This is a genomic window from Protaetiibacter mangrovi, assembly GCF_024752305.1.
Lineage (GTDB): Bacteria > Actinomycetota > Actinomycetes > Actinomycetales > Microbacteriaceae > Homoserinibacter > Homoserinibacter mangrovi.
Genome location: NZ_JANTHX010000005.1, coordinates 417,053 through 443,471 on the forward strand (window position 1 = coordinate 417,053; position 26,419 = coordinate 443,471).

Annotated in this window: 27 protein-coding genes; 18 read left to right on the top strand and 9 right to left on the bottom strand. The window is 71.6% G+C overall.

The genetic code is table 11. From position 1 onward, the window contains the following. Positions 1-158 precede the first annotated feature (158 nt). Positions 159-1,919 carry a 2-isopropylmalate synthase gene (gene leuA / locus NUH29_RS06850; RefSeq protein WP_258798286.1) on the top strand — a complete coding sequence of 587 codons (1,761 nt, stop codon included), beginning with the start codon at positions 159-161 and terminating at the stop codon, positions 1,917-1,919. Between the two features lie 131 nt (positions 1,920-2,050). Here the strand turns inward: leuA and NUH29_RS06855 are convergent, their stop codons facing one another. Genes NUH29_RS06855 through NUH29_RS06870 form a run of 4 tightly spaced genes read right to left on the bottom strand, consistent with a single transcriptional unit; the run spans position 2,051 to position 4,740 of the window. After that, positions 2,051-2,722, bottom strand: coding sequence for a trimeric intracellular cation channel family protein (locus tag NUH29_RS06855; RefSeq protein ID WP_258798287.1), 672 nt, complete (start codon positions 2,720-2,722; stop codon positions 2,051-2,053). Further along, positions 2,625-3,113 carry a DUF4345 family protein gene (locus NUH29_RS06860; protein WP_258798288.1) on the bottom strand — a complete coding sequence of 163 codons (489 nt, stop codon included), beginning with the start codon at positions 3,111-3,113 and terminating at the stop codon, positions 2,625-2,627. The genes NUH29_RS06855 and NUH29_RS06860 overlap by 98 nt, the downstream gene beginning before the upstream one ends. Continuing rightward, positions 3,110-3,838, bottom strand: coding sequence for an SDR family oxidoreductase (locus tag NUH29_RS06865; RefSeq protein WP_258798289.1), 729 nt, complete (start codon positions 3,836-3,838; stop codon positions 3,110-3,112). The genes NUH29_RS06860 and NUH29_RS06865 overlap by 4 nt, the downstream gene beginning before the upstream one ends. Before the next feature lie 20 nt (positions 3,839-3,858). Beyond that, positions 3,859-4,740 carry an RNA polymerase sigma-70 factor gene (locus NUH29_RS06870; protein WP_258798290.1) on the bottom strand — a complete coding sequence of 294 codons (882 nt, stop codon included), beginning with the start codon at positions 4,738-4,740 and terminating at the stop codon, positions 3,859-3,861. Positions 4,741-4,792: 52 nt separating this feature from the next. On the opposite strand from NUH29_RS06870, the gene recO reads away from it, so the two are divergent. The 5 genes from recO (at position 4,793) to NUH29_RS06895 (ending at position 8,954) form a co-directional block, all read left to right on the top strand. Further along, on the top strand, positions 4,793-5,524 hold the full coding sequence (recO, locus tag NUH29_RS06875; RefSeq protein WP_258798291.1) for a DNA repair protein RecO: 732 nt from the start codon (positions 4,793-4,795) through the stop codon (positions 5,522-5,524). 23 nt (positions 5,525-5,547) lie between these two features. Continuing rightward, positions 5,548-6,357 carry an isoprenyl transferase gene (locus tag NUH29_RS06880; protein WP_258798292.1) on the top strand — a complete coding sequence of 270 codons (810 nt, stop codon included), beginning with the start codon at positions 5,548-5,550 and terminating at the stop codon, positions 6,355-6,357. A gap of 46 nt (positions 6,358-6,403) precedes the next feature. Beyond that, positions 6,404-7,189: a hypothetical protein gene (locus tag NUH29_RS06885; protein ID WP_258798293.1), complete on the top strand. Its 786-nt coding sequence runs from the start codon at positions 6,404-6,406 to the stop codon at positions 7,187-7,189. Positions 7,190-7,229: 40 nt separating this feature from the next. Next, positions 7,230-8,441, top strand: coding sequence for a PrsW family intramembrane metalloprotease (locus NUH29_RS06890; RefSeq protein WP_258798294.1), 1,212 nt, complete (start codon positions 7,230-7,232; stop codon positions 8,439-8,441). Between the two features lie 147 nt (positions 8,442-8,588). Next, positions 8,589-8,954, top strand: coding sequence for a nuclear transport factor 2 family protein (locus NUH29_RS06895; protein WP_258798295.1), 366 nt, complete (start codon positions 8,589-8,591; stop codon positions 8,952-8,954). 6 nt (positions 8,955-8,960) lie between these two features. Here NUH29_RS06895 and NUH29_RS06900 read toward each other — a convergent pair whose 3' ends face one another. Continuing rightward, positions 8,961-10,160: a MarP family serine protease gene (locus tag NUH29_RS06900; protein WP_258798296.1), complete on the bottom strand. Its 1,200-nt coding sequence runs from the start codon at positions 10,158-10,160 to the stop codon at positions 8,961-8,963. 114 nt (positions 10,161-10,274) lie between these two features. Here NUH29_RS06900 and NUH29_RS06905 point away from each other — a divergent pair, with 114 nt between their 5' ends. The 4 genes from NUH29_RS06905 (at position 10,275) to NUH29_RS06920 (ending at position 12,670) form a co-directional block, all read left to right on the top strand. Continuing rightward, on the top strand, positions 10,275-10,772 hold the full coding sequence (locus NUH29_RS06905; RefSeq protein WP_258798297.1) for a hypothetical protein: 498 nt from the start codon (positions 10,275-10,277) through the stop codon (positions 10,770-10,772). 112 nt (positions 10,773-10,884) lie between these two features. Next, positions 10,885-11,154, top strand: a complete 270-nt coding sequence (gene rpsO, locus NUH29_RS06910; RefSeq protein ID WP_258798298.1) for a 30S ribosomal protein S15 — start codon at positions 10,885-10,887, stop codon at positions 11,152-11,154. A 185-nt stretch (positions 11,155-11,339) separates the two neighbouring features. After that, a complete protein-coding gene (locus NUH29_RS06915) occupies positions 11,340-12,005 on the top strand; it encodes a potassium channel family protein (RefSeq protein ID WP_258798299.1) in 666 nt (221 codons plus the stop codon). Between the two features lie 236 nt (positions 12,006-12,241). After that, positions 12,242-12,670 (top strand): hypothetical protein, encoded by a 429-nt coding sequence (locus tag NUH29_RS06920; RefSeq protein ID WP_258798300.1) that lies wholly within the window; start codon positions 12,242-12,244, stop codon positions 12,668-12,670. A 16-nt stretch (positions 12,671-12,686) separates the two neighbouring features. Here NUH29_RS06920 and trxA read toward each other — a convergent pair whose 3' ends face one another. Further along, complete coding sequence (gene trxA / locus NUH29_RS06925; RefSeq protein ID WP_258798301.1) at positions 12,687-13,073, bottom strand: thioredoxin; 387 nt, start codon at positions 13,071-13,073, stop codon at positions 12,687-12,689. 131 nt (positions 13,074-13,204) lie between these two features. On the opposite strand from trxA, the gene NUH29_RS06930 reads away from it, so the two are divergent. Next, positions 13,205-14,428 (top strand): LLM class flavin-dependent oxidoreductase, encoded by a 1,224-nt coding sequence (locus NUH29_RS06930; protein WP_258798434.1) that lies wholly within the window; start codon positions 13,205-13,207, stop codon positions 14,426-14,428. Beyond that, the gene (locus tag NUH29_RS06935) at positions 14,425-15,066 is read left to right on the top strand and encodes an FMN reductase (protein WP_258798302.1); all 642 of its coding nucleotides are present in this window, start codon (positions 14,425-14,427) and stop codon (positions 15,064-15,066) included. Before NUH29_RS06930 ends, NUH29_RS06935 begins: the two co-directional genes overlap by 4 nt. Positions 15,067-15,072: 6 nt before the next feature. Here the strand turns inward: NUH29_RS06935 and NUH29_RS06940 are convergent, their stop codons facing one another. Then, positions 15,073-16,863, bottom strand: coding sequence for a glycoside hydrolase family 15 protein (locus tag NUH29_RS06940; RefSeq protein WP_373317440.1), 1,791 nt, complete (start codon positions 16,861-16,863; stop codon positions 15,073-15,075). A 51-nt stretch (positions 16,864-16,914) separates the two neighbouring features. Between NUH29_RS06940 and NUH29_RS06945 the strand changes: the two genes are divergently transcribed. Further along, positions 16,915-18,285 (top strand): glucose-6-phosphate dehydrogenase, encoded by a 1,371-nt coding sequence (locus NUH29_RS06945; protein WP_258798304.1) that lies wholly within the window; start codon positions 16,915-16,917, stop codon positions 18,283-18,285. 6 nt (positions 18,286-18,291) lie between these two features. Here the strand turns inward: NUH29_RS06945 and NUH29_RS06950 are convergent, their stop codons facing one another. Then, positions 18,292-19,065, bottom strand: a complete 774-nt coding sequence (locus NUH29_RS06950; protein WP_258798305.1) for a DUF5302 family protein — start codon at positions 19,063-19,065, stop codon at positions 18,292-18,294. A 164-nt stretch (positions 19,066-19,229) separates the two neighbouring features. On the opposite strand from NUH29_RS06950, the gene NUH29_RS06955 reads away from it, so the two are divergent. The 5 genes from NUH29_RS06955 (at position 19,230) to NUH29_RS06975 (ending at position 25,693) form a co-directional block, all read left to right on the top strand. Next, positions 19,230-21,209, top strand: a complete 1,980-nt coding sequence (locus NUH29_RS06955; RefSeq protein WP_258798306.1) for a glycosyltransferase — start codon at positions 19,230-19,232, stop codon at positions 21,207-21,209. A gap of 20 nt (positions 21,210-21,229) precedes the next feature. Continuing rightward, entirely contained in the window at positions 21,230-21,832 is a 603-nt protein-coding gene (locus NUH29_RS06960) for a hypothetical protein (protein ID WP_258798307.1), read from the top strand. 79 nt (positions 21,833-21,911) lie between these two features. Next, positions 21,912-22,532: a hypothetical protein gene (locus NUH29_RS06965; RefSeq protein WP_258798308.1), complete on the top strand. Its 621-nt coding sequence runs from the start codon at positions 21,912-21,914 to the stop codon at positions 22,530-22,532. Between the two features lie 91 nt (positions 22,533-22,623). Continuing rightward, positions 22,624-23,136: a hypothetical protein gene (locus NUH29_RS06970; RefSeq protein ID WP_258798309.1), complete on the top strand. Its 513-nt coding sequence runs from the start codon at positions 22,624-22,626 to the stop codon at positions 23,134-23,136. Positions 23,137-23,389: 253 nt separating this feature from the next. Continuing rightward, positions 23,390-25,693 (top strand): polyribonucleotide nucleotidyltransferase, encoded by a 2,304-nt coding sequence (locus tag NUH29_RS06975; protein ID WP_258798310.1) that lies wholly within the window; start codon positions 23,390-23,392, stop codon positions 25,691-25,693. A gap of 98 nt (positions 25,694-25,791) precedes the next feature. Here NUH29_RS06975 and NUH29_RS06980 read toward each other — a convergent pair whose 3' ends face one another. After that, entirely contained in the window at positions 25,792-26,319 is a 528-nt protein-coding gene (locus NUH29_RS06980) for a YbhB/YbcL family Raf kinase inhibitor-like protein (RefSeq protein WP_258798311.1), read from the bottom strand. Between the last annotated feature and the right edge of the window lie 100 nt (positions 26,320-26,419).

Below are 26,419 nucleotides of genomic sequence, written 5' to 3' on the forward strand. Positions count from 1 at the left end.
TCCGGGGCGCGTCGCACCCGCCGCGGCACGGTGCTACCCTTTTCGGGTGCGCTTCGGCCTGCTTCTTCTTAGCTGCCGCGACGGGGCCTAACTCTCAGGCCTTCCCCGTCGCGGAGTTCGTCGTTGGCTGACCATCCCGACCGGAAGATCCAGAGACCATGAAGAACACCCAGCAGCCCTCGGCGATGCCCGTCCACCGGTATCGCCCGTACCACGAGCAGTTCCGTGTCGAACTGCCCGATCGCACCTGGCCCGAGCGTCGCATCGAGAAGGCGCCCATGTGGTGCGCCGTCGACCTGCGCGACGGCAATCAGGCCCTCATCGACCCGATGAGCCCCGAGCGCAAGCGCATCATGTTCGACCTGCTCGTGCGCATGGGCTACAAGCAGATCGAGGTCGGGTTCCCGTCCGCGAGTCAGACCGACTTCGACTTCGTGCGGCAGCTCATCGAGGAGGGGCTGATCCCCGACGACGTCACCATCCAGGTGCTGACCCAGGCGCGCGACCACCTCATCGAGCGCACCTACGAGTCGATCCGCGGCGCCAAGAGCGCGATCGTGCACCTCTACAACTCGACGAGCGTGCTGCAGCGCGACGTCGTGTTCCGCACCGACAAGCAGGGCATCATCGACATCGCCCTGCACGGCGCCCGGAAGTGCCGCGAGCTGGAGGCGACCGTGCCCGGCACGGACGTCTACTACGAGTACTCGCCCGAGAGCTACACGGGCACCGAGCTCGAGTTCGCGGTCGAGGTCTGCAACCAGGTGCTCGAGATCTTCGAGCCGACCCCGGAGCGCAAGGTCATCATCAACCTGCCGTCGACCGTCGAGATGGCGACGCCGAACGTCTACGCCGACTCGATCGAGTGGATGAGCCGCCACCTGGACCACCGCGAGAACGTCATCCTGAGCCTGCACCCGCACAACGATCGCGGCACCGCGATCGCCGCGGCGGAGCTGGGCTACCAGGCCGGCGCCGACCGCATCGAGGGATGCCTCTTCGGCAACGGCGAGCGCACCGGAAACGTCGACCTGGTGGCGCTCGGCATCAACCTGTTCACGCAGGGCGTCGACCCGCAGATCGACTTCTCGGACCTCGACGCCATCCGGGTGACCGCCGAGTACTGCAACCAGCTGAAGGTGCACGAGCGCAGCCCCTGGGCGGGCGACCTCGTGTACACGGCCTTCTCGGGCTCGCACCAGGACGCCATCAAGAAGGGCTTCGAGGCCATGGAGGCCCGGGCCGACGAGCTGGGCGTGCCGGTGGCGGATCTCGAATGGGCGGTGCCGTACCTGCCGGTCGACCCGAAGGACCTGGGCCGCGGCTACGAGGCCGTCGTGCGCGTGAACTCGCAGTCCGGCAAGGGCGGCGTCGCCTACCTGCTGAAGACCGACCACGCGCTCGACCTGCCCCGCAAGCTGCAGATCGAGTTCTCGGGCGTCGTGCAGGCGAAGACGGATGCCGAGGGCGGCGAGGTCACGAGCGAGCAGATCTGGGAGGTCTTCCAGGACGAGTACCTGCCCGCCGCGGACGACACCGACAAGTGGGGCCGGTACGAGCTGCTCTCGACCCGCACGGCGAGCGAGCTGACCGGGGTCGTGAACCTCGACATCCGCTGGCGCGTCGGCGACGAGGTGGGCGAGGAGCACGGCGAGGGCAACGGCCCGATCGCGGCGTTCCTCGGGATCATGTCCGAGCAGGGGCACGAGATCAAGCTCTACGACTACGTCGAGCACGCCCTCAGCGCATCGGGCGACGCGCAGGCGGCCGCCTACGTCGAGCTGCAGGTGGGCGAGAAGCGCCTGTGGGGCGTCGGCATCGACGCCGACATCTCGACGGCGTCGCTGAAGGCCGTCGTGTCGGCCGTCAACCGCGCCGTCCGCCTCGAGTCGGGCGACCGGGAGCTCGCCGCCGTCTGACCGACGCGGCTCACCCCGGGCCGCGCGGCCGCATGCCCCACGAGGGCGGTCGTCATCGTGCCCGGGTGAGGGGTCGCAAAGTGTCGCCCCCGCCGGCGTGTCGGCGACACTTTGCGACCCCTCGACTCATGTCAGGGCTTGGGGCGGCGCACGATGCGGATCGCGCCCGTCGGCAGATGGCGCTGCTCGGGGAGCGACCAGTGGAAGGCGAGCGCGAGCACGCGCACGCCGAAGGTGACCGCGACGCCCACGATACCCGCGACGAGCACGTCGACGCCGACCGCGTCGAGCACGACGAGCACGGTCGACCCGGCGATCGCGGCCACGGCGTAGAGCGACCCGACCTGCATGATCGCGATCGGCAGCCCCAGCAGCAGGTCGCGCAGGATCGATCCGCCGACCGCGGCGACCGCCCCCACGAAGATCGCGGGCACCACCGGCAACCCCAGGGCGAGCGCCTTCGTCGTGCCGATCGCGCCGAACATGCCGATCGTCACGGCATCCAGGATGTTGATGGTCACGCCCAGCCGATGCACGAGGCGCTGCAGCAGCATCCCGAGCAGCGCGGCACCGGTCGCGACCGGCAGGTACCAGTCGCTCCGCAGGGCGAGCGGCACCTGGTTCAGCAGGATGTCGCGCAGCAGGCCGCCGCCGAACCCGGTGGCGATGCCGACGATCGCGACGCCCAGCAGGTCGAGGCGTCGATCACGGAACTGGGCCGCGAACGCCGCCCCCTGCACGCTGCCGATCCCGACCGCGAGCAGGTCGATCCAGAGCGGGATCGTGAAGACGTCCTCGGTCACGCCCCATTCGTAGCACGCCGAGCACGATCACGATGACCCCGATCGCCGCGACGAGACCGTTCCCGAGCAGCAGGTACGCCGTCTCGCCGGCGTCGGCGCGCTCCAGGTGGGTGGCGTGGAACACAGCATGCGGCACCGCGAAGACCGAGAACGCGACGCCCGCGACCGTGACCAGGGCACCCGTCGGAGCGATGATCGCGGCGATCAGCACGACCGCGATCCCGAGGGTGGCGCCCCCGAAGTCGCGCGCGTAGTGCTCGCTGAACGGGGGATCGAGCGCCACCGTCGGGAAGTCGGCGTAGAAGCTCTCGGGCCGGAGTTGGTTCCACAGCCCCACCACGAGTGCGTCGATCGCGAGCAACCCCAGCAGGACCCGAGTGGTCGCGATCATCGCTCGCGGGCGAGGTACTCGCGGAACGTCACCCGCCCCGCGCCCGGCAATCCGGAGGTGAGCCGCCCCTCCCGCACCGCGCGCGCGAACCCGCCCGGCAGTCGCAGCGACCAGACGGGGCGTCGGATGCCGCGGGCCGCCTGCCACTGCGCGGCGTGCTCGCGCAGGGTCAGCAGCTCGGGCCCGCCGAAGTCGGCGACGCGCCCGGCGGGACGCGTCTCGACCAGCTCCACGAGACGCTCGGCGACCTCCGGGATGTGCACGGTCTGCGCGACCCCCGGCACCACGAGCGTCACCGGCGATCTGCGCTGCGCGTCGAGCAGCTCCTCGACGAAGCCGTGGAACTGGGTGACGCGGATGATCGTGTGCGCGATCCCTGAGGCAGCGATCGCCTGCTCGCTGGCGACCTTGTCGCGGTAGTACGCGAACGGCACCTCGTCGACCCCGACGATCGAGACGAACACCAGGTGGGCTCCCGTGTCGGCCATCGCGGTCAGCAGCATCCGGGTCTGCCCGATGTCCTTCGAGCGCGAGGTCGCGAGATGTACGACCGTCTCGACGCCGTCGAGCGCGGCGGCGAGGCCCGCACCCGTGGCGAGGTCGGCGACCGCGTGGTCGGGTCCGGGGCGGCGGCTGAGCACGCGCACGGTGTGCCCGTGGGCGCGCAGCGCGTCGACGGTCGGGCGGCCGAGGCGGCCGGTGCCGCCGGTGACGAGGATCGTCATGGGTGTCCTTTCCTGGAGGGTCACCCGCTCAGACCGGACACCGCCGTGATTCGTGACAGCTTGGCCGGATTCAGCACGTTGTAGAACCCGCGGACGCCCTCGGGGCCGATGTCGAGCGTCCAGACCGCGATCGTCTCGCCGTCGCGCGAGCCGACGAAGGAGATGTCCCCGTTGCAGCTCGCGGGCACGTTGTCGAGATCGGAGGCGAACTTCTCGACGACACCCAGGAGGAACCGGGCGACGCGCTCGCGGCCGACGACGGGCTTGCGCGCCGCGATGACCGCGCCGCCGCCGTCGGACAGCGCCACGACGTCCTCGGCGAGCACCGCCTCGAGCGCCTCGAGGTCGCCGTGCTGCGCCGCGGCGAGGAACGCGGCGAGCACGCGATCGCGTTCGGCGGACGACACGGATGCCGTGCGCCCGCCCGCGACGTGGGCACGCCCGCGCGCCGCCAGCTGGCGCGCGTTCGCCTCGCTCGTCTCGAGCACTTCGGCGATCCGCCGGTAGGGGTAGTCGAACGCCTCGTGCAGCACGTAGACGGCGCGCTCGGCGGGGGTGAGGCGCTCGAGCAGCACGAGCATCGCGACCGACAGGGCCTCGCCGCGCTCGGCGCCGAGCGCCGGATCGGCGGAGGTGTCGACGGGCTCCGGCAGCCACGGGCCGACGTAGCTCTCGCGGCGCGCGCGGGCGGAGCCGAGCTCGGTGAGGGCGAGCCGGGTGATCGTCGTCGCCAGGAACGCCGCCGGCTCCCGCACCGCGTCGTGGTCGACGCCCTGCCAGCGCAGCCACGCCTCCTGCACCAGGTCCTCGGCCTCGGCGACGGTGCCCATCATCCGGTAGGCGATGCCGAACAGCCGCGGTCGCACGTTCTCGAAGGTCGTGAGGGCCGTATCCGTCGCCACGCCCCCATCCTGGCATCCGGGCGGATGTCGGGCGCGGGGGCGATAATCGAACGTGCCCACTTACCGTGACGAAGCCGTCGTGCTGCGCACCCACAAGCTGGGTGAGGCGGACCGTATCGTCACGATGCTGAGCCGGCAGCACGGCAAGGTGCGCGCCGTCGCGAAGGGCGTGCGCCGCACCGGGTCGCGTTTCGGAGCCCGTCTCGAGCCGTTCATGGTGGTCGACGTGCAGTGCTACATCGGCCGCAGCCTCGACATCGTGCAGCAGGTCGAGATGCTCGGTTCCTACGGCGGCGACATCGCGGGCGACTACGCCCGGTTCACGGCCGCCACGGCCATGGTCGAGACGGCCGATCGGCTCACCGAGCACGAGGCGGGGCTGCAGCACTACCTGCTGCTCGTCGGTGCGCTGCGCTCGCTGAGCCGCGCCGAGCACGCCCCGGGGCTCACCCTCGACTCCTACCTGCTGCGCGCGCTGTCGATCGCCGGATGGGCGCCGAGCTTCGTCGACTGCGCCGTCACCGGCGAACCCGGACCGCACAGCGCGTTCGTCGTGCAGCTCGGGGGTGTGGTGTCGGATGCGGCGGCCCCGCCCGGATCCCCGCGCCTCGACGCCGACACGCTGCAGCTGCTGGCCGCGCTGCTCGCCGGCGACTGGCAGACCGCGGACGCCGCCGACGAGCGCACCCGCGCCCAGGCATCCGGTGTCACCGCGGCGTACACCCAGTTCCACCTCGAGCGCGGGCTGCGTTCGCTCGAGCACGTCGACCGCACGACCGCGTAGCGCCATCCGCGTAGGGTCGTCGTGTGAGCCCGGTCCGCAAGACGCACAAGGATGCCGTCGACTTCGTGCCGCTCGACTGGACGGGTCAGCAGCCTCCCGCGATCCCCGCCTCCGCCGTGCCGAAGCACGTCGCGATCGTGATGGACGGCAACGGTCGCTGGGCGAACCGGCAGGGGCTCACCCGGGTGGAGGGTCACAAGGCGGGCGAGGCCGCCCTGCTCGACGTCGTGGCGGGAGCCATCCAGATCGGCGTGACCCACCTCTCCGTCTACGCCTTCTCGACCGAGAACTGGCGCCGCAGCCCCGACGAGGTGCGGTTCCTCATGGGCTTCAACCGCGACGTGCTGCACCGCCGCCGCGACCAGCTCAACGAGTGGGGGGTGCGCGTGCGCTGGGCGGGCCGCAAGCCGCGACTGTGGCGCAGCGTCATCGACGAGCTGCAGTTCGCCGAACGCCTCACGGCCGGCAACTCGACCCTCACCCTCACGATGTGCGTCAACTACGGGGGACGCACCGAGCTCCAGGATGCGGTGCGCGGCATCGCGCGGGAGGTCGCGGCCGGCCGGCTCGACCCCGACCGCATCAGCGAGAAGACCATCGCGCGGCACCTCTACCAGCCCGACATGCCCGACGTGGACCTGTTCGTGCGCAGCTCGGGGGAGCAGCGCACCAGCAACTTCCTGCTCTGGCAGAGCGCCTACGCCGAGATGGTGTTTCTCGACACGCTGTGGCCGGACTTCGGCAGGGCCGAGCTCTGGGAGGCGGTCGAGCTCTACGGCAGCCGCACGCGGCGATTCGGGGGAGCGGTCGACACGCCCGACGCGGCGCTGTAGGCGCAGGCGACTCGGCGGGGAATACGCCCTGGGTTAAGGTCGCAGAGTGGATCTCGTTCCGCTGCTCGTCGTCGCGCTGCTCATCCAGCTCTCGATCCTCGCCCTCCAGGTGGGCGACGCCCTCACGGGCTTCATCGACGCGCGCCGGGTGCGCGACACCGACGACCCCGAGGTGATCACCCGCAACGGCGTGCGCGAGCTGACCTGGACGATGGCCGTCATCGCGATCACCGCGGTGCTGGCGGCGTTCGCCATCGACCTCGCCGCGCGCGCCCTGCTCGACGGATCGCAGCCGTTCACGGCGTTCCTCATCCTCGTCGCCGTCGCGCTCGTCGCGTTCGCCATCGGGATGGCCGCCGTTCTCGCGGTCGTGCGGCGCGACCGCCCCACCTACGCGCGCATTCGTCGCGACCTCCGGGATCGCAGCGTGATGCAGCTCGGCGAGGAGGAGCTCGCCCACTTCGACGCGCGTCTGGCCGAGGCGGACCGCTCGCGGGCCCGACGGGATGCGGCCGGGCCGACCCTCCGTCTCGCCGCCCTGCTCGCCGTGGTCGGCATCGGCGTCGCCGCGGCGATCGGCGGGTTCGCGGAGGAGCTCCCCGGTTTCGCCGTCGCGGCGATCGTGGCGGCCGCGCTCAGCATCGCCGCATTCGTCGTCGCCGTGCGCGCGGCGGTGGTGCGCGCCGCCGCCTTCGAGGCCGTCCGCCAGGCGCAGCGTGCCGAGGTCGTCGCGCTGCTCGAACGCGCGCGCATCCCGCAGCGCACGAGCGTGCCGGGCCTGCGCGATCGGGTGAGCCGGGCGCTCGCCATCCTGCGCGAACAGCAGAAGTAGGCGGCCCGCGCGCACCGCCGGCCCTGGATAGGGTGTGCGCATGTCGTTCGAACCCACCACCACGAACCCCGCGCAGCCCGCCTCGGCCCCCTCCGAGGTGCAGGCGCAGACGCAGCTGCCGGCGCAACCGGTGCTCGCGCAACCCGCGACGCCGCGCAGCAGCCTCTTCGGATGGGCGGTGGCGGGCTTCATCGTGATCGGCATCTTCGCGATCGCCCTGCTCGCCTACCTGTTCCTCGCACTGGGGCCGGCCCTGCTGGTGGGCGCGGCGGTGCTCGCCCTCATCCCGCTGGCGGTCGTGCTCTTCGGGGTCGCGTGGATCGACCGCTGGGAGCCGGAACCGCGGGGGCTCCTCGTGTTCGGCTTCCTGTGGGGCGCGATCATGGCGGTGGCGATCGCCCTGCTGGTCGACCTGGGCGTCCAGATGGCGAGCTACGCCGCGGGCGTCGACCCGAGCGCGCTCGACGTCGTCGGCACGGTGGTGCAGGCCCCGCTCGTCGAGGAGTCGGCGAAGGGGGTCGGCGTCCTGCTGATCTTCCTGGTGGCGCGCAGGTACTTCGACGGTCCCGTCGACGGGATCGTCTACGCGGCGATCATCGCGGGCGGTTTCGCCTTCACCGAGAACATCCTCTACTTCGCGGATGCCATGTCCTACTCCGGCGCCCTGTCGTCGGACGTCGCGCTGACCTTCTTCGTGCGCGGCGTGATGTCGCCCTTCGCGCACGCCATGTTCACGTCGATGACCGGCCTCTTCATCGGCCTGTGGGGCCGCACGAGCGTCGCCGGCGGCATCGGGGGCTTCTTCGTCGGGCTGATCCCGGCCATGGCCCTGCACGCGCTCTGGAACGGCACCTCCTACCTCGGTCTCGCCGGCTGGTTCGTGCTGTACCTGGTGCTCCAGGTGCCGCTGTTCGCCGGCTCGATCGTGCTCATCGTGCAGTTGCGCAAGCGCGAGGCGAAGCTCACCCAGGAGCGTCTGGCCGAATACGCCGCCGTGGGGTGGTTGAGCCCGTCGGAGGTGCAGGCGCTCGGCACCGGCGCGGGCCGCAAGAACGCGATGGCGTGGGCGAAGGCGAACGGCATCGGACCGCTGATGGCATCGTTCATCCGCGACGCGACCACCTTGGCGTTCACCCGTCAGCGGATCATCACGGGTCGCGACCGCATCGGGGCGCAGCGCGACGAGCAGCAGCTGCTCGCGCGGCTCACGGCCTCGCGGCACGCGCTCCAGGCGCACGTGGTGGCGCGCTGAACGGGCCCCGGACAGACTCATCGCCCAGTGGCGGGTCGATGACTCCGGCTCTTCTGGGCGATGAGTTGAACTGATTCCAGGGTGCACCCGGTCGCGTCCGGAGTCAACCCTCGGACGGATGTCGGGCGCAGGCGGTAGAACGTCGTCATGACCGAACGGCAGGACTTCGAGAACTGGGTGCGGCGGTATCGCGTGGCGTGGGAGTCGAACGCGCCCGACGACATCCGCGCGCTCTTCACCCCCGACGGGGAATACCTCACCGGACCGTCCGAGCGGCCGTGGCGGGGGCACGACGAGATCGTGGCGAATTGGATCGAGGCGGCCGATCAGCCGGGTGACACGAGCTACACGAGCACGGTGATCGCGGTCGACGGCGAGCTGGGCGTCGTGCAGCTGACGGTCGACTACCGCGAAGGGCGTCTCTACGACAACATCTGGCTCGTCGAGCTGGCGGCCGACGGTCGGGCGCGGCGCTTCACCGAGTGGTACATGAAGAGGCCGGATTCGGCGTAGCGGCGCTCAGCCGGCGACGCAGTGTCCCGGCTCGACCGGGGCGGTGAGCGACTCCGCTCCGTCGAGCAGCGGCTCGAGCTGCAGCATGGTGGTGGCGTAGCCGACGTTCTCGTGATCGGCGTTGCGCGCGAAGACGATCCCCGCCACCTCGCCCTCCAGCGTCACGAGCGGGCCGCCGGAGTTCCCGGGCTGCACGTCGGCCGCGATCGTCGCGACCTCGCGGGTGCTCGCGCTGTCGCCGTAGATGTCGGCCACGCGCTCGTCCGAGATCGCCAGCACCTTCGCGGCGCCCGAGGTGAAGGGGCCGCCGTGCGGGTAGCCGTCCACGACGCCCTCGTCGCCTATCCCGGCGTCCGCGAGTGCGAGCGGCGTCGCCACGAGTCCGGGTACCGCGAGGATCGCGACGTCGACGTCCGGGTCGAACCAGACGACGCGCGCGTCGAGCACCTGGCCGTCGGGGAGCTCGACGACGGGGTTCGCGACGCCCGCCACCACGTGCGCGTTGGTGACCACCCGTTCCGCCGCGACGACGAAACCGCTGCCCGACTGGTTCTGCCCGCACGCGTAGGCGGTCCCGCTGATGCGCGCCACCGATCGCGAGGCGGCCTCGAGGGGGTCCGTGGCGGTGTCGACGTCCGGCGGCTGCTGCCCGGTCGCGATGCCGCCGAGTGCCTCGTCGATCGTCGGGATGCCCTGCTCCAGGATCGCCGAGCGCAGCTGCGCGATGCCCTGCGCCACGGGGCCGGGCGTGATGCGGTCGATCGTGCTGATCACGACCGAGCGCTTGACCGCCTGGGAGATCACCGGCACGCCGAGCTGCGCGACGCTCCCGGCGACGAGCGTCACGACGAGGGCGGCCGCCACCAGGTTGGCGACGGCGCCGAGCACGCGCTCGAGCGTCGTGAGGTCGCGCTCGCGGCGGGGGTCGTCGGGGCGCCGACCGCGCACCGCCGCGCCGATCGTGACCCCGAGCAGGTGCCCGCCGACCAGCAGCAGCACGGCGAGGGCGAGCGAGATCCCGAGCCGCCAGTCGGGCGAGGGGATCGCGGCGGCCACGAACGGCACCGCGAAGAACGCGGCCGCGCCACCCGCCGCCACTCCGAGGATGGCGCTCACACTGCGCAGGATGCCGTTTCGCCATCCCTCCCCGAGGTACACGATCAGCACGAGCACGAGCAGCACGTCGAGCAGTCGGGCGGCGATCACGGCTCCAGTCTCGCAAACGGTCGGCCGTGAGGTTCATCGGCGGCTCCTCCGCGTGCGCTGTGGGTCGCCCTCCGCCCCTTGCCGCCGGCACCGCGTACCCCCAGAATGGGGGGCATGACGGTCGCCGCCCCCACGACCCGTCTGCCCTTCGGCACGACGGTCGAGCGCGCGCGTCGCGGCATCGCCTGCGCCAGCTGCCGGGCGCCCTCGCTCGAGGGCGAGCCGTTCTGCGCGCACTGCGGAGCGCGAGTCGTGATCCCGGCGACGGGTCGTCCGGCCGCCGACGTCGCCGCCACCCGCAGCCTGCAGTTCGCCGGGCTCGTGGTGCTCGCCAACGCGGTGGTCGGCGGGCTCGCGTTCGCGGTCGTCTACCTGGTGTCGGATGCGGCGCGGCTCACCGAGGCCGCGATCTTCCTGCAGGGTCTCCAGCTGCTCGTGGTCGCCGCGCTCGCGACCACCTCCATCCGCTTCGGCGTGCGGGGGCTGCGCGACACGGCCGACGGGATGCTGCGCCGCCGCGGGTGGGCGGTCGCCGGCATCGTGGTGTCGTCGACCATCGCGCTCCTCGTGACGCTCTCGTTCGCACTCGTGCTGGTGCTCGCCATCCGCTGAGCACCGCCCGCTCTGCTAGACTCCCAAGGTTGCCGTCCAACGGCCGCGGATCGAGAGAGCCCCCCGCATCGGGTGGGGAGCACCGCGCAACGAGAAGAAAGGGGATCCCTCTATGGCACTGGATGCAGACGTCAAGAAGGCGATCATCGACGAGTACGCCACCCACCCCGGAGACACCGGATCCCCCGAGGTGCAGGTCGCGATCCTCACCAAGCGGATCAAGGACCTCACCGAGCACCTCAAGGAGCACAAGCACGACCACCACTCGCGTCGTGGCCTCCTGCTGCTCGTGGGCCAGCGTCGCCGGCTGCTCGGCTACCTCCAGGACATCGACATCGAGCGCTACCGCTCGCTGATCGAGCGTCTGGGGCTGCGTCGCTAGGGAGCGAGACCCGAGCGCGCATCGTCGACAGACACCGCGAACTTCTTCTTCGAAGGCCGTCACCGCAAGGTGGCGGCCTTCGTCGTTCGGCCCCCGAGCAGGGGCGCGACATCGGGCGGGAGGCTCGCGATACTCCCACCATGAGACAGCAACGTTGGGCCCGACTGACCGAGTGGCCGCTGGCGATGGCCGCGGTCGTGTTCCTCATCGCCTATTCGGTGGAGGTGATCGGCGATCTGGACGATGCTGCCGCGGTCATTCCCGAGGCGCTCATGATCGTCACGTGGGCCGTGTTCCTGGTCGACTACTCCGTCAACCTGGTGCTCGCGGAACGGCGCGGTCGCTGGTTTCTCACCCATCTCTTCGATCTGGCGATCGTCGTGCTGCCGATCCTCCGCCCGCTGCGGCTCCTGAGGCTCGTGACCCTGTTGACGATCCTGCAGAGGACCGCGGGGACGGCGCTCCGTGGGCGCATCATCATCTATGTCGTGGGCGCTTCCGTGCTTCTGGTGTACGTGGCCGCCCTCGCGGTTCTGGACGCGGAGCGTGGCCAGGGCGGATCCATTCAGAATCTCCAAGAGGGCCTCTGGTGGGCCTTCGTCACGATCACGACCGTCGGCTACGGCGACTACTACCCGATCACCGCCACGGGTCAGATCGTCGCGGTCGGCATCATGGTCGGAGGGATCACACTGATCGGCGTCGTCACCGCGACCTTCGCATCCTGGATCGTCGAGAAAGTGGATGCACACAGCGTGCGTCAGCAGGCGGCGACCCGAGGGCAGGTCGAGGAGCTCCGGGAGGAGATCCGCGCTCTCCGTGAGCTGCTCGCGGGGAGCGGAGCCCCCTGACTCTCGAACACCCGTGCGCACCCGCACGCGTGCCACCCCAGTTGGGGATGGCCGCCCGGTCTGTCCAGGCGCACACTTCGTGCCATGGACGAATGTCGACACGGGCTGCTCGAGGCGGTGTGCGCGGTGTGCTGCCGCGAGTCCGCCGCGGCCCCCGCGCCGTCCGCACCCGAGCCCGGTCGCGTCCTCGCCGGTGCCGGGTCGGACGCCCGCTGAAGCCCGCATAGGATCGCGGCATGGCATTGTTCCGCCGACGCGGCGTCGACACGAACCTGCCGCGCGACGACCGCGGCTTCGGCAGCTTCGACGACTACGTCTACAACCTGACCCCCCGCAACAAGCGCACCACGATGGTGCTGGCGAACTCGAACCCGTACCAGGACGAGCTGCGCGAGCTGGTCGAGTCGGGGGCCACGGGGATCGAGACGGCGATCTCGCCGCGCTCGATCCAGGCGGAGGGGCAGGATGCGCCGATCGAGGTGCGGCTTTTCACCGGGCGCCGCGTGAGCGGTCCAGTCGGCATGGTGCCGCGCGGCCTGGAGTCGGTGGTCGACGAGAACCTGCGCCGGCTCGACGACCGCGGCGTGAAGGTGCGCATCCCGGTGCGGATCGACCGGAAGCGCGAGGGCTACCGCGTCACCCTGCTGATGGGCGCGCTGAAGTAGCGTCGGCTCGTCGCGGCTACTCGGCCTGCGCGGAGTCGAGCTCGGCCTGGGCTGCGGCGACCTTCTCGCGCACCTCGTCCATGTCGAGGGCGCGGATCTGGCCGATGAGGTCCTCGAGCACGTGGCCGGGCAGCGCGCCCGCCTGCGCGAAGATGCCGATGCCGTCGCGGAAGGCCATCAGGGTGGGGATCGAGCTGATGTTGAGCGCCGCGGAGAGACCCTGCTCGGCATCCGTGTCGACCTTGGCGAAGGTGATGTCGGGGTGCTTCTCGCTCGCGGCCTCGAACACCGGCCCGAACGCGCGGCACGGTCCGCACCAGGCGGCCCAGAAGTCGACGAGCACGATGTCGCCCTCCAGCACGGTGTTCTCGAAGGTCTTCTCGGTGAGCTCGACGGTCGCCATGCATTCAGGCTACGGGAGCACCGGATGCCGCGCTGGCGTCGGGAATACTCCCGGCATCCGTACGGTTTCACCGGATATCAATGCAAATGCATAGAAATACCGAGGAGACGGAACAGGCCATGAGCAGCCAGATGCAGTTCGGCATCTTCAGCGTGAGCGACATCACGCGCGATCCCACCACGGGCGAGACGCCGAGCGAGGCGCAGCGCATCCGCGACATCGTCACGATCGCGAAGCACGTGGAGGAGGTGGGCCTCGACGTCTTCGCCCTCGGCGAGCACCACAACCCGCCGTTCTTCTCGAGCTCGCCCACGACGACGCTCGCCTACATCGGCGCCCAGACGGAGCGCCTCATCCTGTCCACCGCGACGACCCTCATCACCACCAACGACCCGGTGAAGATCGCCGAGGACTACGCGATGCTGCAGCACCTCACGGGCGGTCGCGTCGACCTCGTGATGGGACGCGGCAACACCGGCCCGGTGTACCCGTGGTTCGGACAGGACATCCGCCAGGGCTTGCCGCTCGCGATCGAGAACTACGCCCTGCTGCGCGAGCTCTGGGAGAAGGACGTCGTCGACTGGGAGGGCAAGTTCCGCAGCCCGCTGCAGGGCTTCACCTCGACCCCGCGCCCGCTCGACGGGGTCGCGCCGTTCGTCTGGCACGGCTCCATCCGCACGCCCGAGATCGCCGAGCAGGCCGCCTACTACGGCGACGGCTTCTTCGCGAACAACATCTTCTGGCCCAAGGAGCACTACCAGCGCCTCATCACCCTCTACCGCCAGCGCTACGCGCACTACGGTCACGGAACGCCCGAGCAGGCGATCGTGGGCCTCGGCGGGCAGGCGTTCATGGCGAAGAACTCGCAGGATGCGGTGGCCGCGTTCCGCCCGTACTTCGACAACGCGCCGGTCTACGGTCACGGGCCCTCGCTCGAGGAGTTCCAGGAGCTGACCCCGCTCACCGTCGGATCCCCGCAGCAGGTCGTCGACCGCTACGCCGCGATGCGGGAGCACTACGGCGACTACCAGCGCCAGCTGTTCCTGCTCGACCACGCCGGGCTCCCGCTGAAGACGGTGCTCGAGCAGATCGACCTGCTCGGAACCGAGGTGGTGCCGGTGCTGCGACGCGAGCTGGCGCAGAACCGTCCGGCCGAGGTGCCCGACGCCCCCACCCACGCGGCACGCGTCGCCGCGGTCTACGGTGACGGTCCCGCCCGCGAGGCGCGGCCGACGTCTGCCGGTGGCAACAACCTCACCGTCGGCGGCCCCTACCAGGACACCCCGGTCGCGGTCGCCGTCACGAGCGGCTCCGCCTTCGGCGTGGCCGCGACCCGGACGGGGGCGGCACGATGACCCGCCGTATCGCCGTCGTGAGCGCGGGTCTCTCGAACCCGTCGTCGACCCGCATGCTCGCCGACCGGCTCGCCTCGGCGACGGTCGGCGAGCTGCGGGAGCGCGGGATCGAGGCCACTGTCGACGTGATCGAGCTGCGCGACCTCGCGCACGACATCACCAACAACCTGCTCGCGGGGTTCGCGCCGCCCGCGCTCGAGGACGCCCTCAACCGGGTGGTGTCGGCCGACGGCCTGATCGCCGTGACGCCGATCTTCTCGACGAGCTACTCGGGGCTGTTCAAGTCGTTCATCGACGTGATCGACCCGGACGCGCTCGCCGGGATGCCCGTGCTGATCGGCGCGAACGCGGGAACCGCCCGCCACTCGCTCGCGATCGACTACGCGATCCGTCCGCTGTTCGCCTACCTGCACGCGGAGCCGGTTCCGACCGGTGTGTTCGCGGCGTCGAGCGACTGGGGTGCGCAGGCCGACGACGTGAAGCCGCTGGCCTCGCGCATCGAGCGCGGCGCGCGCGAGCTCGCCGAGTCGATCGCGCGGCGCGAGCAGCAGGAGGTGCTCGACCCGTTCGACCCCGACGCGTTCCTCGGCGAGGGACGCTCGTTCGGTCACCTGCTGGGCGGGCTCGCCTCCGACTGAGCGAGCTCAGCCGCGCCGGGTCTCCGCGCCGCCCACCGCATCCGCCGCGCGCACGAGCGCGAGATGCGACAGGGCCTGCGGGGTGTTCCCGGCGTGGCGGCGGGCGGTCACGTCGTACTCCTCGGACAGCAGCCCGAGGTCGTTCGCGAGGGCGCACGCGCGGTCCATCAGGGCGATCGCGTCGCCGGCGCGCCCGGTCGCGGCGTACTGCTCGACGAGCCAGAACGAGCACGCGATGAAGGGGTGCTCGTCGCCCGGAAGCCCGTCCACCCCGGACGAGGTGCGATAGCGGTGGACGAGGCCGTCGCGCATCAGCGTCTGCTCGATGCGCTCCACGGTGGCGATCATCCGCGGGTCATCGGGCGGGCAGTAGCCCACGCTCGGGAGCATGAGCAGCGAGGCGTCCACCTCGTCGTCGTCGTAGTTCTGGCGGAACCAGCCGCCCGGCGCGACCCCCTGCGCGTCGATCTCGGCGCGCATCCGCTCGCGCAGCCGCTCCCACTCCTCGACCGGGCCGTCGAGCCCGTGCTCGTTCACCGCGCGGATGCCGCGGTCGAGCGCGGCCCAGATCATCGCCCGCGAGTGGGTGAACATGCGCGGGGCGCCGCGGATCTCCCAGATGCCGCAGTCGGGCTCGTCGATCCGGTCGCCGACGCGCGCGAGCAGCGCGCGCTGCAGCGGCCAGGAGAACTCGGACTCCTCGAGACCGGCTCGGCGCGCGACGTCGAGCGCCACGAGCACCTCGCCGATGACGTCGGCCTGGTACTGCTCGGCGGCGGCGTTGCCGACCCGCACGGGTGCGGCCCCCTCGTAGCCGGGCAGCGAGGCGAGCTCCCGCTCCCACAGGTCGCGTTCGCCGGCGATCCCGTAGACGATCTGCATCTGCGCCGGATCACCCGCGATCGCGCGCAGCAGCCACTGCCTCCAGTGCTCGGCGATGCCGAGGAACCCGTGGGCGATGAACGCCTCGAGGGTCAGCGCGGCATCTCTCAGCCACACGAAGCGGTAGTCCCAGTTGCGCGAGCCGCCGAACTCCTCGGGGAGCGAGGTCGTCGCGGCCGCCACGATGCCACCCGTGTCGCGGTGGGTGAGCGCGCGCAGCACGAGAAGGGAGCGTCGCACCTGCGCGCGGTGGACGTCGGGTGCGTCGATGCGGTCCGACCAGCCGCGCCACCACTCGCTGGTGCGCCCGATCGCCGCATCGATGTCGAGGGCGGCCGGCGCCTCGTCGGAGGAGGGGAACCAGGTGAGCGACAGATCCACGAGCTCGCCCTCGCGGACCGCGACGGTGCCGCTGTGCAGATGGTCGGCCGCCTCGAGCGCGGCGCCGCGGAGCACGACGGCGTCGGGTCCCGCGATCGCGACGAGCTCGGGCGCGCCGGTCTGCCGTCGCTGCCGCACCCACGGCACGGCGCGGGCGTAGTCGAACCGCATCCGCAGACGCTGCGCGAACTCGACGCCTCCCGACACGCCCCGGATGCGACGCACGAGGTCGGTGCGCCGGGGGTCGCCGTCGGGCGACATCACGAGCAGCTCCTCGACCTCGGCGACCCCGTCGGCGGTCTCCCACCGGGTGACGAGGGTGAAGGTGCCGTCGTCGTAGCGACGGGACACGAGGGCGGCCTCGTCGACCGGGCGCAGCTGCCAGCTGCCGTGCTCCTCGTCGCCGAGCAGGGCGCCGAAGATCGAGGGGGAGTCGTAGCGCGGCAGACACAACCAGTCGATCGAGCCGTCACGGGAGACGAGCGCCGCGGTGCGGCAATCGCTGAGCAGGGCGTAGTCGTCGATCGCTGTCATCACGACCATTCTCCCCAGCGCCCCCTCGGAACGCCGAGTAGGGTCGCGCGCATGGGCGACGTGACGACTCTCGCGATCATCGGCGCATCGGGCGATCTGGCCGCACGGCTGCTGCTCCCGGCACTCGGCGAGCTGCTGCGCGACGAACCCGGGAGGCGGGTGAGGCTCGTCGGCGCGGGCAGCTCGGGCATGGACGACGCGCACTGGCGATCGCGCGTCGAGGACGCGTTCGGAAGCGCCGACGCCCGTGATGCGCTCGACCGGGTCGAGCTCGGCGGGTATCTCGAGGTCGACGCGACGACGGCCGACGGGCTGCGCGAGATCATGGGCGCGGCCGAGGGCGGATCCCTCGTGCTGTACTTCGCCGTGCCCCCGCAGGTCACGGGCGCGGCGTGCGCCGCGCTCTCGCCGGACGACCTCCCGGATGGCGTCGTCTTCGCGCTCGAGAAGCCCTTCGGCACCGACCGCGCGAGCGCCGAGCACCTCGACGAGGTGCTGCACGGGCTGCTGCCCGAGACGAGCATCTTCCGGGTCGACCACTTCCTCGGGCGTTCGACGGTGCTCAACGTGATCGGGGCCCGCGTGGCCAATCGACTGTTCGAGCCGATCTGGTCGGCCGAGGACGTGGAATCGGTCGAGATCCGCTTCGACGAGTCGCTCGGGCTGGAAGGGCGGGCGGGCTACTACGACCACGCCGGCGCGCTCGTCGACATGATCCAGAGCCACCTGCTGCAGGTGCTCGCGATCGTCGCCATGGAGCCGCCCGCGACGCTCGGCGAGGTGGACCTGCGCGACGCGACCGCGGCGGTGCTGCGGGCCACCCGCATCCGGCACGACGACCCCGTGCGCCATTCGCGTCGCGCCCGGTACACGGCAGGCAGCATCGACGGGCGGCAGCTTCCGTCGTACGTCGACGAGGACGGGGTCGACCCGGCGAACCGCACCGAGACGCTCGCCGAGCTGGTGTGCGAGGTGCGCACGGCGCGGTGGGTGGGGGTGCCGTTCACGCTGCGCTCGGGCAAGGCGCTCGCGGATCCCGCCACCGAGATCGTCGTGCGGTTGCGGCCCGTGCGGCACCTGCCCGCGGGCATGACCGGCGACCCGGCGGGTGCCGTGCTCCGCTTCTCGCTGGGACCCGATCGGCTCTCGGTCGCGATCAACGTCAACGGGGGAGAGGATCCGTTCGAGCTGCATCGTGCCGAACTCGAGGCGGAGCTCGGCCTCGGCGCGCAGCGTGCCTACGCGGAGGTGCTCGGTGCGATCCTCGACGGCGACCCGGCGCTCACGGTGCGCGGCGACGCCGCGGAGGAGTGCTGGCGCATCGTGGAGCCCGCGCTCGACGCCTGGCGGCACGGGAAGGTGCCGCTCGACGAGTACCCCGCCGGATCGCGCGGTCCGTCGGACTGGCCGGACGAGCGCTGAGGCGGGTCAGCCCGACTTGCGGCGGAACTCCCGCTTGCCGCCGGCCTTGTTGTGCGCCTCGTGCACGGCGCCGTCGCCGTCGAGATGCCCGGGGCGGTCGTGCTGCTGCTGCTTCTTGCGATCGAGCGCCTCGCGGAACTTGCGCTTGGTCTCCTCGGAGGCCGCAGTCGCCTTGTCGTCGGAACTCATGTCGCCAGCATAGGCGGCGCGCCGGCCGAGCAGCAGGTCGATCGCCGCACCCGCCGCGATCGCGACGGGCACCGACACGAGGATCCCCAGCCACGGGGTGTCGGCGAACACCGTGCCGAACAGGGCCCCGATCGCCACGTTGTACAGCGCCCATGCGCTCCCCGCGAGGGCCGACAGCGGCAGGAAACGGCGCCACGACAGGCGTGCCGCACCGATCGAGAGGTTCACCGCGATGCGGGCGAACGGGATGTAGCGCGCGGTCAGCACGAGCGTGGCCGGACGCCGCAGCACGAGCCCGCGCGCGCGGGCGATCGCGCGACCCACCCGTCCACGGCGCTGCCATCCCCACCGCTCGGTGCCCACGGCGCGCCCGATGGCGACGCAGGCGCTGTCCCCGACCACCGCACCGACCGCGGCGACGGGCACCACGAGCCAGAGCGACGGATGCCCGGTCGCCGCGGCGAGCGCACCGAGCGCCACCACGAAGGTCTCGCTGGGCAGCACCACGAGGAACGCGTCGCCCACCACGAGCGCGAACAGCACGACGAGCAGCCAGGGCGAGACCGTCACCGCCTCGAGCCACGCATCCACGGAACCCTGTCTCTCACACCGCGGTGAACGGCGGGCGACGCTCCGGCGACCGGATGACCCGCGGGAGAGGCGCGCACGACGGTCGGGTGTCGACTCGGTGAACCCTCGTCGATCCGTTGCGTCGGCGGCGGCCGACCGGGTCGCGCGCCGGTCATCCTGGCGACGTGAGAGTCGCGCTGATCGCCGAATCCTTCCTCCCGCACATGAACGGGGTCACCCACTCGCTGCTGCAGGTGGTGCGCCACCTGGAGCGCGGCGGGCACGAGACGCTCGTGATCGCCCCGCGCACCGGGCGCACCGTGCCGGAGCTGCCGGGCTCGGAGCTGGCCCTCATCCGCTCCGTGCCGCTGCCCGGCTACCCGCAGGTGCGGCTCGCCGTCGCCTCGACGAGCCGGCTCGAGGCGCTGCTGCGCGACTTCGCCCCGGATGTCGTGCACCTGGCATCCCCGTTCCTGCTCGGGTGGCAGGCGGTCAACGCCGCGCAGCGGCTCGGCATCCCCACCGTCGCCGTCTACCAGACCGACATCCCCGGCTATGCGGCGCGGTACGGCATCGCCTCCGCCGAGGCGGAGCTCGGGCGTCACGTGACGCGGCTGCACGCCCGCGCGACGCTCACGCTCGCCCCGTCGACCTCGGCGGCGGACGACCTGGCGGTGCTCGGAGTGCCCCGGGTGCGCCGCTGGGCGCGCGGCGTCGATGCGGAGCGTTTCCACCCCGACCGGCGCTCCGCCGCCCGGCGCGCCGAGCTGGCGCCCGACGGCGAGGTGCTGGTCGGCTACGTCGGGCGGCTCGCGCCCGAGAAGCAGGTGGAGGACCTGGCGGCGCTCGCCGAGCTGCCCGGCATCCGCATGGTCGTCATCGGCGACGGTCCCGATCGGGCGCGCCTCGAGTCGCTGCTCCCCGGGGCGGAGTTCCTCGGCTTCCGCGGCGGCGACGAGCTCGCCGTCGACGTCGCGAGCCTCGACCTCTTCGTGCACCCCGGCGAGAGCGAGACCTTCTGCCAGACCGTGCAGGAGGCGCTCGCGAGCGGCGTCCCCGTCGTGGCGACCGGGCGCGGCGGGCCGCGTGATCTCGTCGACAGCGGCCGCACCGGGTGGCTCTACCGCCCCGGCGACCTGGCCGACCTGCGGGCACGGGTCGCGGACCTCGCGGGCGACGCCGCCAAGCGCCGTGCGTTCTCCGTGGCGGCGCGTGCGGCGGTCGAGGGGCGCAGCTGGGCGGCCCTCGGCGACGAGCTGCTCGGCCACTACCGCGCGGCGATGGTGATGAACGCGGCGCCCGCCCCCGTCGTCGCGTCCGAACGGCGGGTCGAGGAGGTGCCCGCCGTGTCGCGCATCACGCGATTCGCCGCGGTCGGGGACTCCCTCACCGAGGGGCTCTGCGACACCTCGCGGCAGGCGCCGGGCGACTACCGCGGGTGGACCGACCGCCTGGCCCTGCTGCTGGCCCACGCCGACGGGCGCCGCGCGCCGCTGCACTACGGCAATCTCGCGGTGCGCAGCAGGCGCGTGGCCGACGTCGTCGAGCATCAGCTGCCGCGTGCGCTCGAGCTGAAGGCCGAGCTCGTGACCGTTCTGGTCGGCGCCAACGACCTGGTGCGGATCGGCGCCCCCACGGTGACGCTGGCCCGTCGGGTGGCCGACGGCGTCGACCGCGCGCGCGAGACCGGGTGCACGGTGCTGCTCGTCGCGCCCTTCGCGCCCCCGCGCGGGTACCTGCGGGCGCTCCACGACCGCACCCTCGTCTTCGCGCGCGAGCTCAGCCGCCGCGCACGCGAGTCGGGGGCCCTCTTCCTCGACCCGAGCGCCGAGCTCGACCTCGCCGATCCCCGGATGTGGGCGGGCGACCGCGTGCACCTCAGCTCCCGGGGGCACCGCATGCTCTCCTACGCGGCCGCCGAGACCCTCGGACTCGCGGGCGCCGCCGAGCTCGCCCGCCTCGAGGCCGCGATGCACGACGAGGAGCCGGGCGCCGACGACGAGCCGCTGTCGCACGCCCGCTGGCTGTGGACGCACGTGCGGCCGTGGGCCGCCCGCCGCATCCGGGGCCGCACCGCGGGCGACGGGCGGGTGGCGAAGCACGACGAGCTCGTGCCGATCCTGCCGGGACGCGCCGGGGTGGCGAGTCCCCTCGACATCCGCTGAGCCGCGTCGACAATGAGGGGATGACGCGGCGCGAGAGAAGAGCGGCACGCATCGGGGGTGTGCTGGTCGGCATCGTCATCGTGGCGGCCATCGCGAGCCTCGCGATCCACGGCTCACCGCAGGTCACGTTCAGGGATGCCAACTCGACGGTGCCCGCCGATCTCAGCTGGGCTGTTCTGAGTTCGTGTTCGTCGCCCGACGAGATGGGGACGTTCAGCAGCGAGACGGTGACTCTGACCGACGGACGTATGACCGTGCAGCTGACCCCCGTCTCCGGACGGGAGGAGGAGTCGGCGCTGGCCGAGCGGTTCACGAACGAGTGCCTCGCCGGCTACAGCTTCCCCGATGAGCTGCCGGGCACGGCGCCGCGATTCCCGAGCGCGGCGGAACGGCTCGTCACCTACGACGTCGCCCAGCGCTGGCTGCTGCCGTGTCTCGCCGCGCATCGGCAACTGCCGCAGCGCATCCCCACCGTCGAGGGTTATCTCGGGGTCGATCGCGCCACGGCGACGCCATGGCTGAACTTCTACGACTACTTCGGGCAGGACGGTCTCGACAGTCTGCTCGCCGCGCGCGAGGACTGCGGCTCGCCATCGGCGCCGTTCGCCTGGGCCGGGGGATGAGCTCGTGACCGACGGACAGGGCGTGTACTGAGCCCCTTCGTCCCCGACGTCGCGCTCCGGCCGGTGGGATGATGGCGGGGTGAGTACGCGCCGCCGCCTGCGCGCCGTCCTCGGGGTCGGCATCGTCGCCGCCTGCGCCCTCGCGTCGGGGATCGTGCTGGCGGGGCACGCCGCGGCACCGGCGCGTGCCGGGGGTCTCGACGGCGATCGCGTGCCGGAGGATCTGCTCTGGACCTGGGTCGCCTCGTGCTCGGAGGAGGACCCGTCCCGCATGATCACCTCCTTCGGCTACGACGCCGACGGGCGCGTGCACGTCGAGGTCTCCGAGACGGGGCTCGACGGCGCGCCGATCACCGACGACGTGGGAGGTGTCGTCGTCGACGCCCCCGCCACGCGCAGTCTCAGCGCGTGCCTGAGCGATCGACGGGTCGCGACATCCGATCGGCTGATCGTGGCGACCCCGGCGGACCGCCTCGAGCTCTACCGATGGGCCCTCGCCTGGCAGGTGCCCTGCCTGCGGGGCAGCGGTTTCGAGGTCGCGCTGCCGGCGTTCGCCGACTTCGTGGAGCCGAACGTCGTCCCCTGGTATCTGCTCGGCAGCGCCGACGTCACGAGCGTGCCCTTCGAGCGGGTGCTCGACGCTCGATGGCGATGCGACCCGATCCCTCCGATCGTCGGCCCCTCGGGCTGGGTCTGGTAGCGCGAGGGGCGAGCCGGATGCGACGGGCCGACGCGGTGATGACCGCAGCAGGCGGGGCGTTCGTGGTGGCGGCCGCTCTCGTCACCTCGGGGTGCTCGCGGTGCACGGAGCGCGTCCCGCGGCCCCGCCCGCCGCATCCGACACGGTCCCCGGCGATGTCGCGTGGGCGGTGTACCAGGGCTGCCTCAACGAGGTCCCGACGTTCTCGGGCAGTGCCGCGGTGGGTCTACGCGAGGGGCGGATCACCGTCGACGTCATCGGCACCGGGCTCGACCCGGAGGAGGCGCAGCGGATCGAGGACCAGCTGAACGGGTGCCTGGCCGAGTTCCCGATCGGGGGCGAGGGCATCTTCGGTGCGCCGTCCGACCTCGTGACGCAGGCCGAGCGCCTCGAGCTCTACGACTACGGGATGCGCTGGATGCTGCCCTGCCTCTCGGCGCGGGGGCAGCTCAACTGGTCGCACCGGATCGCGCGCGAGTACCTCTCCGACTACAGCGCGCTCTGGGCGGACTACTACTTCGCCCTCGTCGACCAGAGCGCGGATGCCGTGATCGCCGCGCGACGCGCCTGCGGCTCGGGCAGCGACATCCTCGCCCGCGGGTAGTGCGGCTGATAGCATGGGTCCGGCCGCCATCCGGCGGCTGCCCCGCGTGCGCGAGCATGATGGGGATGATCCGGAGCAGGCCGGCACGAAGCTGGTCACCGGTGGTGGTTCTCCGAACAGGGAGTCGGAGCCCTTCTACTGTTGACCAGATCCCGGCGGCCGGCGCGCGAATCTCAGTGCGCCCACGTCCTTCCTGCCCGCTCCTGCTCCGATGTAGTGCCGCGCGTATCGCGGCAGCAAGGAGTGAGACCTCGTGGAAGGTCCCGAGATCAAGTTCGCCGAAGCCGTTCTGGACAACGGCAAGTTCGGCACCCGCACCATCCGCTTCGAGACCGGTCGTCTCGCGCAGCAGGCCCAGGGCGCCGTCGCCGCCTACCTCGACGAGGACACCATGCTGCTGTCCGCGACGAGCGTGTCGAAGCAGCCGCGTGACGGCTTCGACTTCTTCCCGCTGACGGTCGACGTCGAGGAGCGTTCCTACGCCGCCGGCAAGATCCCCGGCTCGTTCTTCCGTCGCGAGGGCCGCCCCTCGACCGAGGCGATCCTCGTCTGCCGTCTCATCGACCGCCCGCTGCGCCCGTCGTTCGCCGACGGCATCCGCAACGAGGTGCAGGTCGTCATCACGGTGCTCAGCATCGCGCCCGACGAGTTCTACGACGCCCTCGCGATCAACGCGGCGAGCGCCTCGACCCAGATCTCGGGTCTGCCGTTCTCCGGCCCGATCGCCGGTGTGCGCCTCGCGCTCATCCCGACGCCGGGCGAGGCGGGCGGCCAGTGGGTCGCCTTCCCGAAGCACTCGCAGCTCGCGGATGCGGTGTTCGACCTGGTCGTCGCCGGTCGCGTCGTGACGAAGGCCGACGGCTCCGAGGACGTCGCGATCATGATGGTCGAGGCCGAGGCCACCGAGCACAGCTGGGAGCTCATCCAGGGCGGTGCCGTCAAGCCGAACGAGGCCGTCGTCGCCGAGGGTCTCGAGGCGGCCAAGCCGTTCATCGCCCAGCTCGTGAAGGCGCAGGAGCAGCTCGCCGCGCAGTCGGCCAAGGAGATCAAGGACTACCCGATCTTCGTCGACTACAGCCAGGCCGCCTACGACGCCGTCGCCGAGCTCGCCTACGACGAGCTCGTCGGGATCTACCAGATCGCCGACAAGATCGAGCGCCAGGAGAAGGACGACGCCCTCAAGGAGCGCGTCAAGCTCGCGATCAACGAGAAGGCCGTCGCCGGCGAGCTCGGCGGCGACATCCCGCCGATGGTGTCGGCGGCGTACAAGGCCGTCACGAAGAAGATCGTGCGCGGCCGCATCCTCACCGAGGGCGTCCGCATCGACGGCCGCGGCCTGACCGACATCCGTGCGCTCGACGCCGAGGTGCAGGTCATCCCGCGCGTGCACGGCTCCGCCATCTTCCAGCGCGGCGAGACGCAGATCCTCGGCGTCACGACGCTCAACATGCTCAAGATGGAGCAGCAGATCGACTCGCTGAGCCCGGTCACCAAGAAGCGCTACCTGCACCACTACAACTTCCCGCCCTACTCGACCGGTGAGACCGGCCGCGTCGGGTCGCCGAAGCGTCGCGAGATCGGGCACGGCTTCCTCGCCGAGCGCGCCCTCGTGCCGGTGCTGCCGAGTCGCGAGGAGTTCCCGTACGCGATCCGTCAGGTCTCCGAGGCCCTCGGCTCGAACGGCTCCACCTCGATGGGCTCCGTGTGCGCTTCGACCCTGTCGCTGCTGAACGCCGGCGTGCCGCTCAAGGCCCCGGTCGCCGGCATCGCGATGGGCCTCGTCTCCGACACGGTCGACGGCGAGACCCGCTACGCGGCGCTCACCGACATCCTGGGCGCGGAGGATGCGCTCGGCGACATGGACTTCAAGGTCGCCGGCACCAGCGAGTTCGTGACCGCGATCCAGCTCGACACCAAGCTCGACGGCATCCCCTCGGATGTGCTCGCGGGCGCGCTGTCGCAGGCGAAGGACGCCCGCACGGCGATCCTCTCGGTCATCAACCAGGCGATCGACGGACCGGACGAGATGGCTCCGACCGCGCCGCGCGTGATCTCGGTGAACATCCCGGTCGACAAGATCGGCGAGCTCATCGGCCCCAAGGGCAAGACGATCAACGCGATCCAGGACGAGACCGGCGCCGAGATCTCGATCGAGGAGGACGGCACCGTCTACATCGGCGCGGTCGACGGCCCCTCGGCCGAGGCGGCCCGTGCGCAGGTGCTCGCGATCGGCAACCCGGTCAACCCGGAGGTCGGCGAGCGGTTCCTCGGCACGGTCGTGAAGATCGCCACCTTCGGTGCGTTCGTCTCGCTGCTCCCCGGCAAGGACGGCCTGCTGCACATCAGCGAGGTGCGCAAGCTCGCCGGCGGCAAGCGCGTCGAGAACGTCGAGGACGTACTCTCGGTCGGGCAGAAGATCATGGTCGAGATCACCAAGATGGACGACCGCGGCAAGCTGTCGCTCGCCCCGGTGGTCGACGAGGCCGAGACCGAGGCTGCCGACACCGACAGCTCGGCCGCCGCGTCCGACGGCCCGGAGGCTCCCGCCGAGGGCTGACCTCTACCTCGGTGATCGAGGAGCGCCGCGAAGCGACGCGTCTCGAGATCACCACCCGGATGCCCGTCCCACCACGTGTGGGGCGGGCATCCGCCGTCTCAGGCCGGGGTGACGCTCGTGCCCACCGTCACCCCGCGAGCGAGCTCGTGCTCGCGCAGCACGAAGCCGAGCACCGCCGGGGTGATCCCGGCCGACAGTTCGAGGTGCGGCGTCGAGAGGGCGCTCACGACGAAGAAGTAGCGATGCTCGCCGTGGCCCGCCGGGGGAGCCGCGCCCGTGTACTCCTCGCCCCGCAGCTCGTTCGCGACGGTGACGGCCCCGGCCGGGAGCAGGCCGGAGGACGGCGTGCCGGCGCCGCGGGCGAGGTGGTCCGTCGCGGCGGGCAGGTCGTACACCGCCCAGTGCCAGAAGCCGCTGAGGGTCGGTGCGTCGGGATCGAACACCCGCACCACGAAGCTGCGGGTGGCCGCCGGTGCGCCGACCCAGCGCAGTCCGGGGGAGAGGTCCTGGCCGCCGGCCCCCCGCGCCCGCGCCCAGTCGGGCAGGGCGCCGCCGTCGTCGAAATCGGGACTGCGCACCTCGAGCGCTGCCACGTCGGGGAGCCGCTGGAGCGGGTCGTTCGCCATGATGACCTCCTGCCCTCACGTTGCCACGCGGCATCCGGTTCGTCGAGGGGAATCACGAAATGGTGACGATTCATAACGATCCGGCCATCCTCCCGGCGTG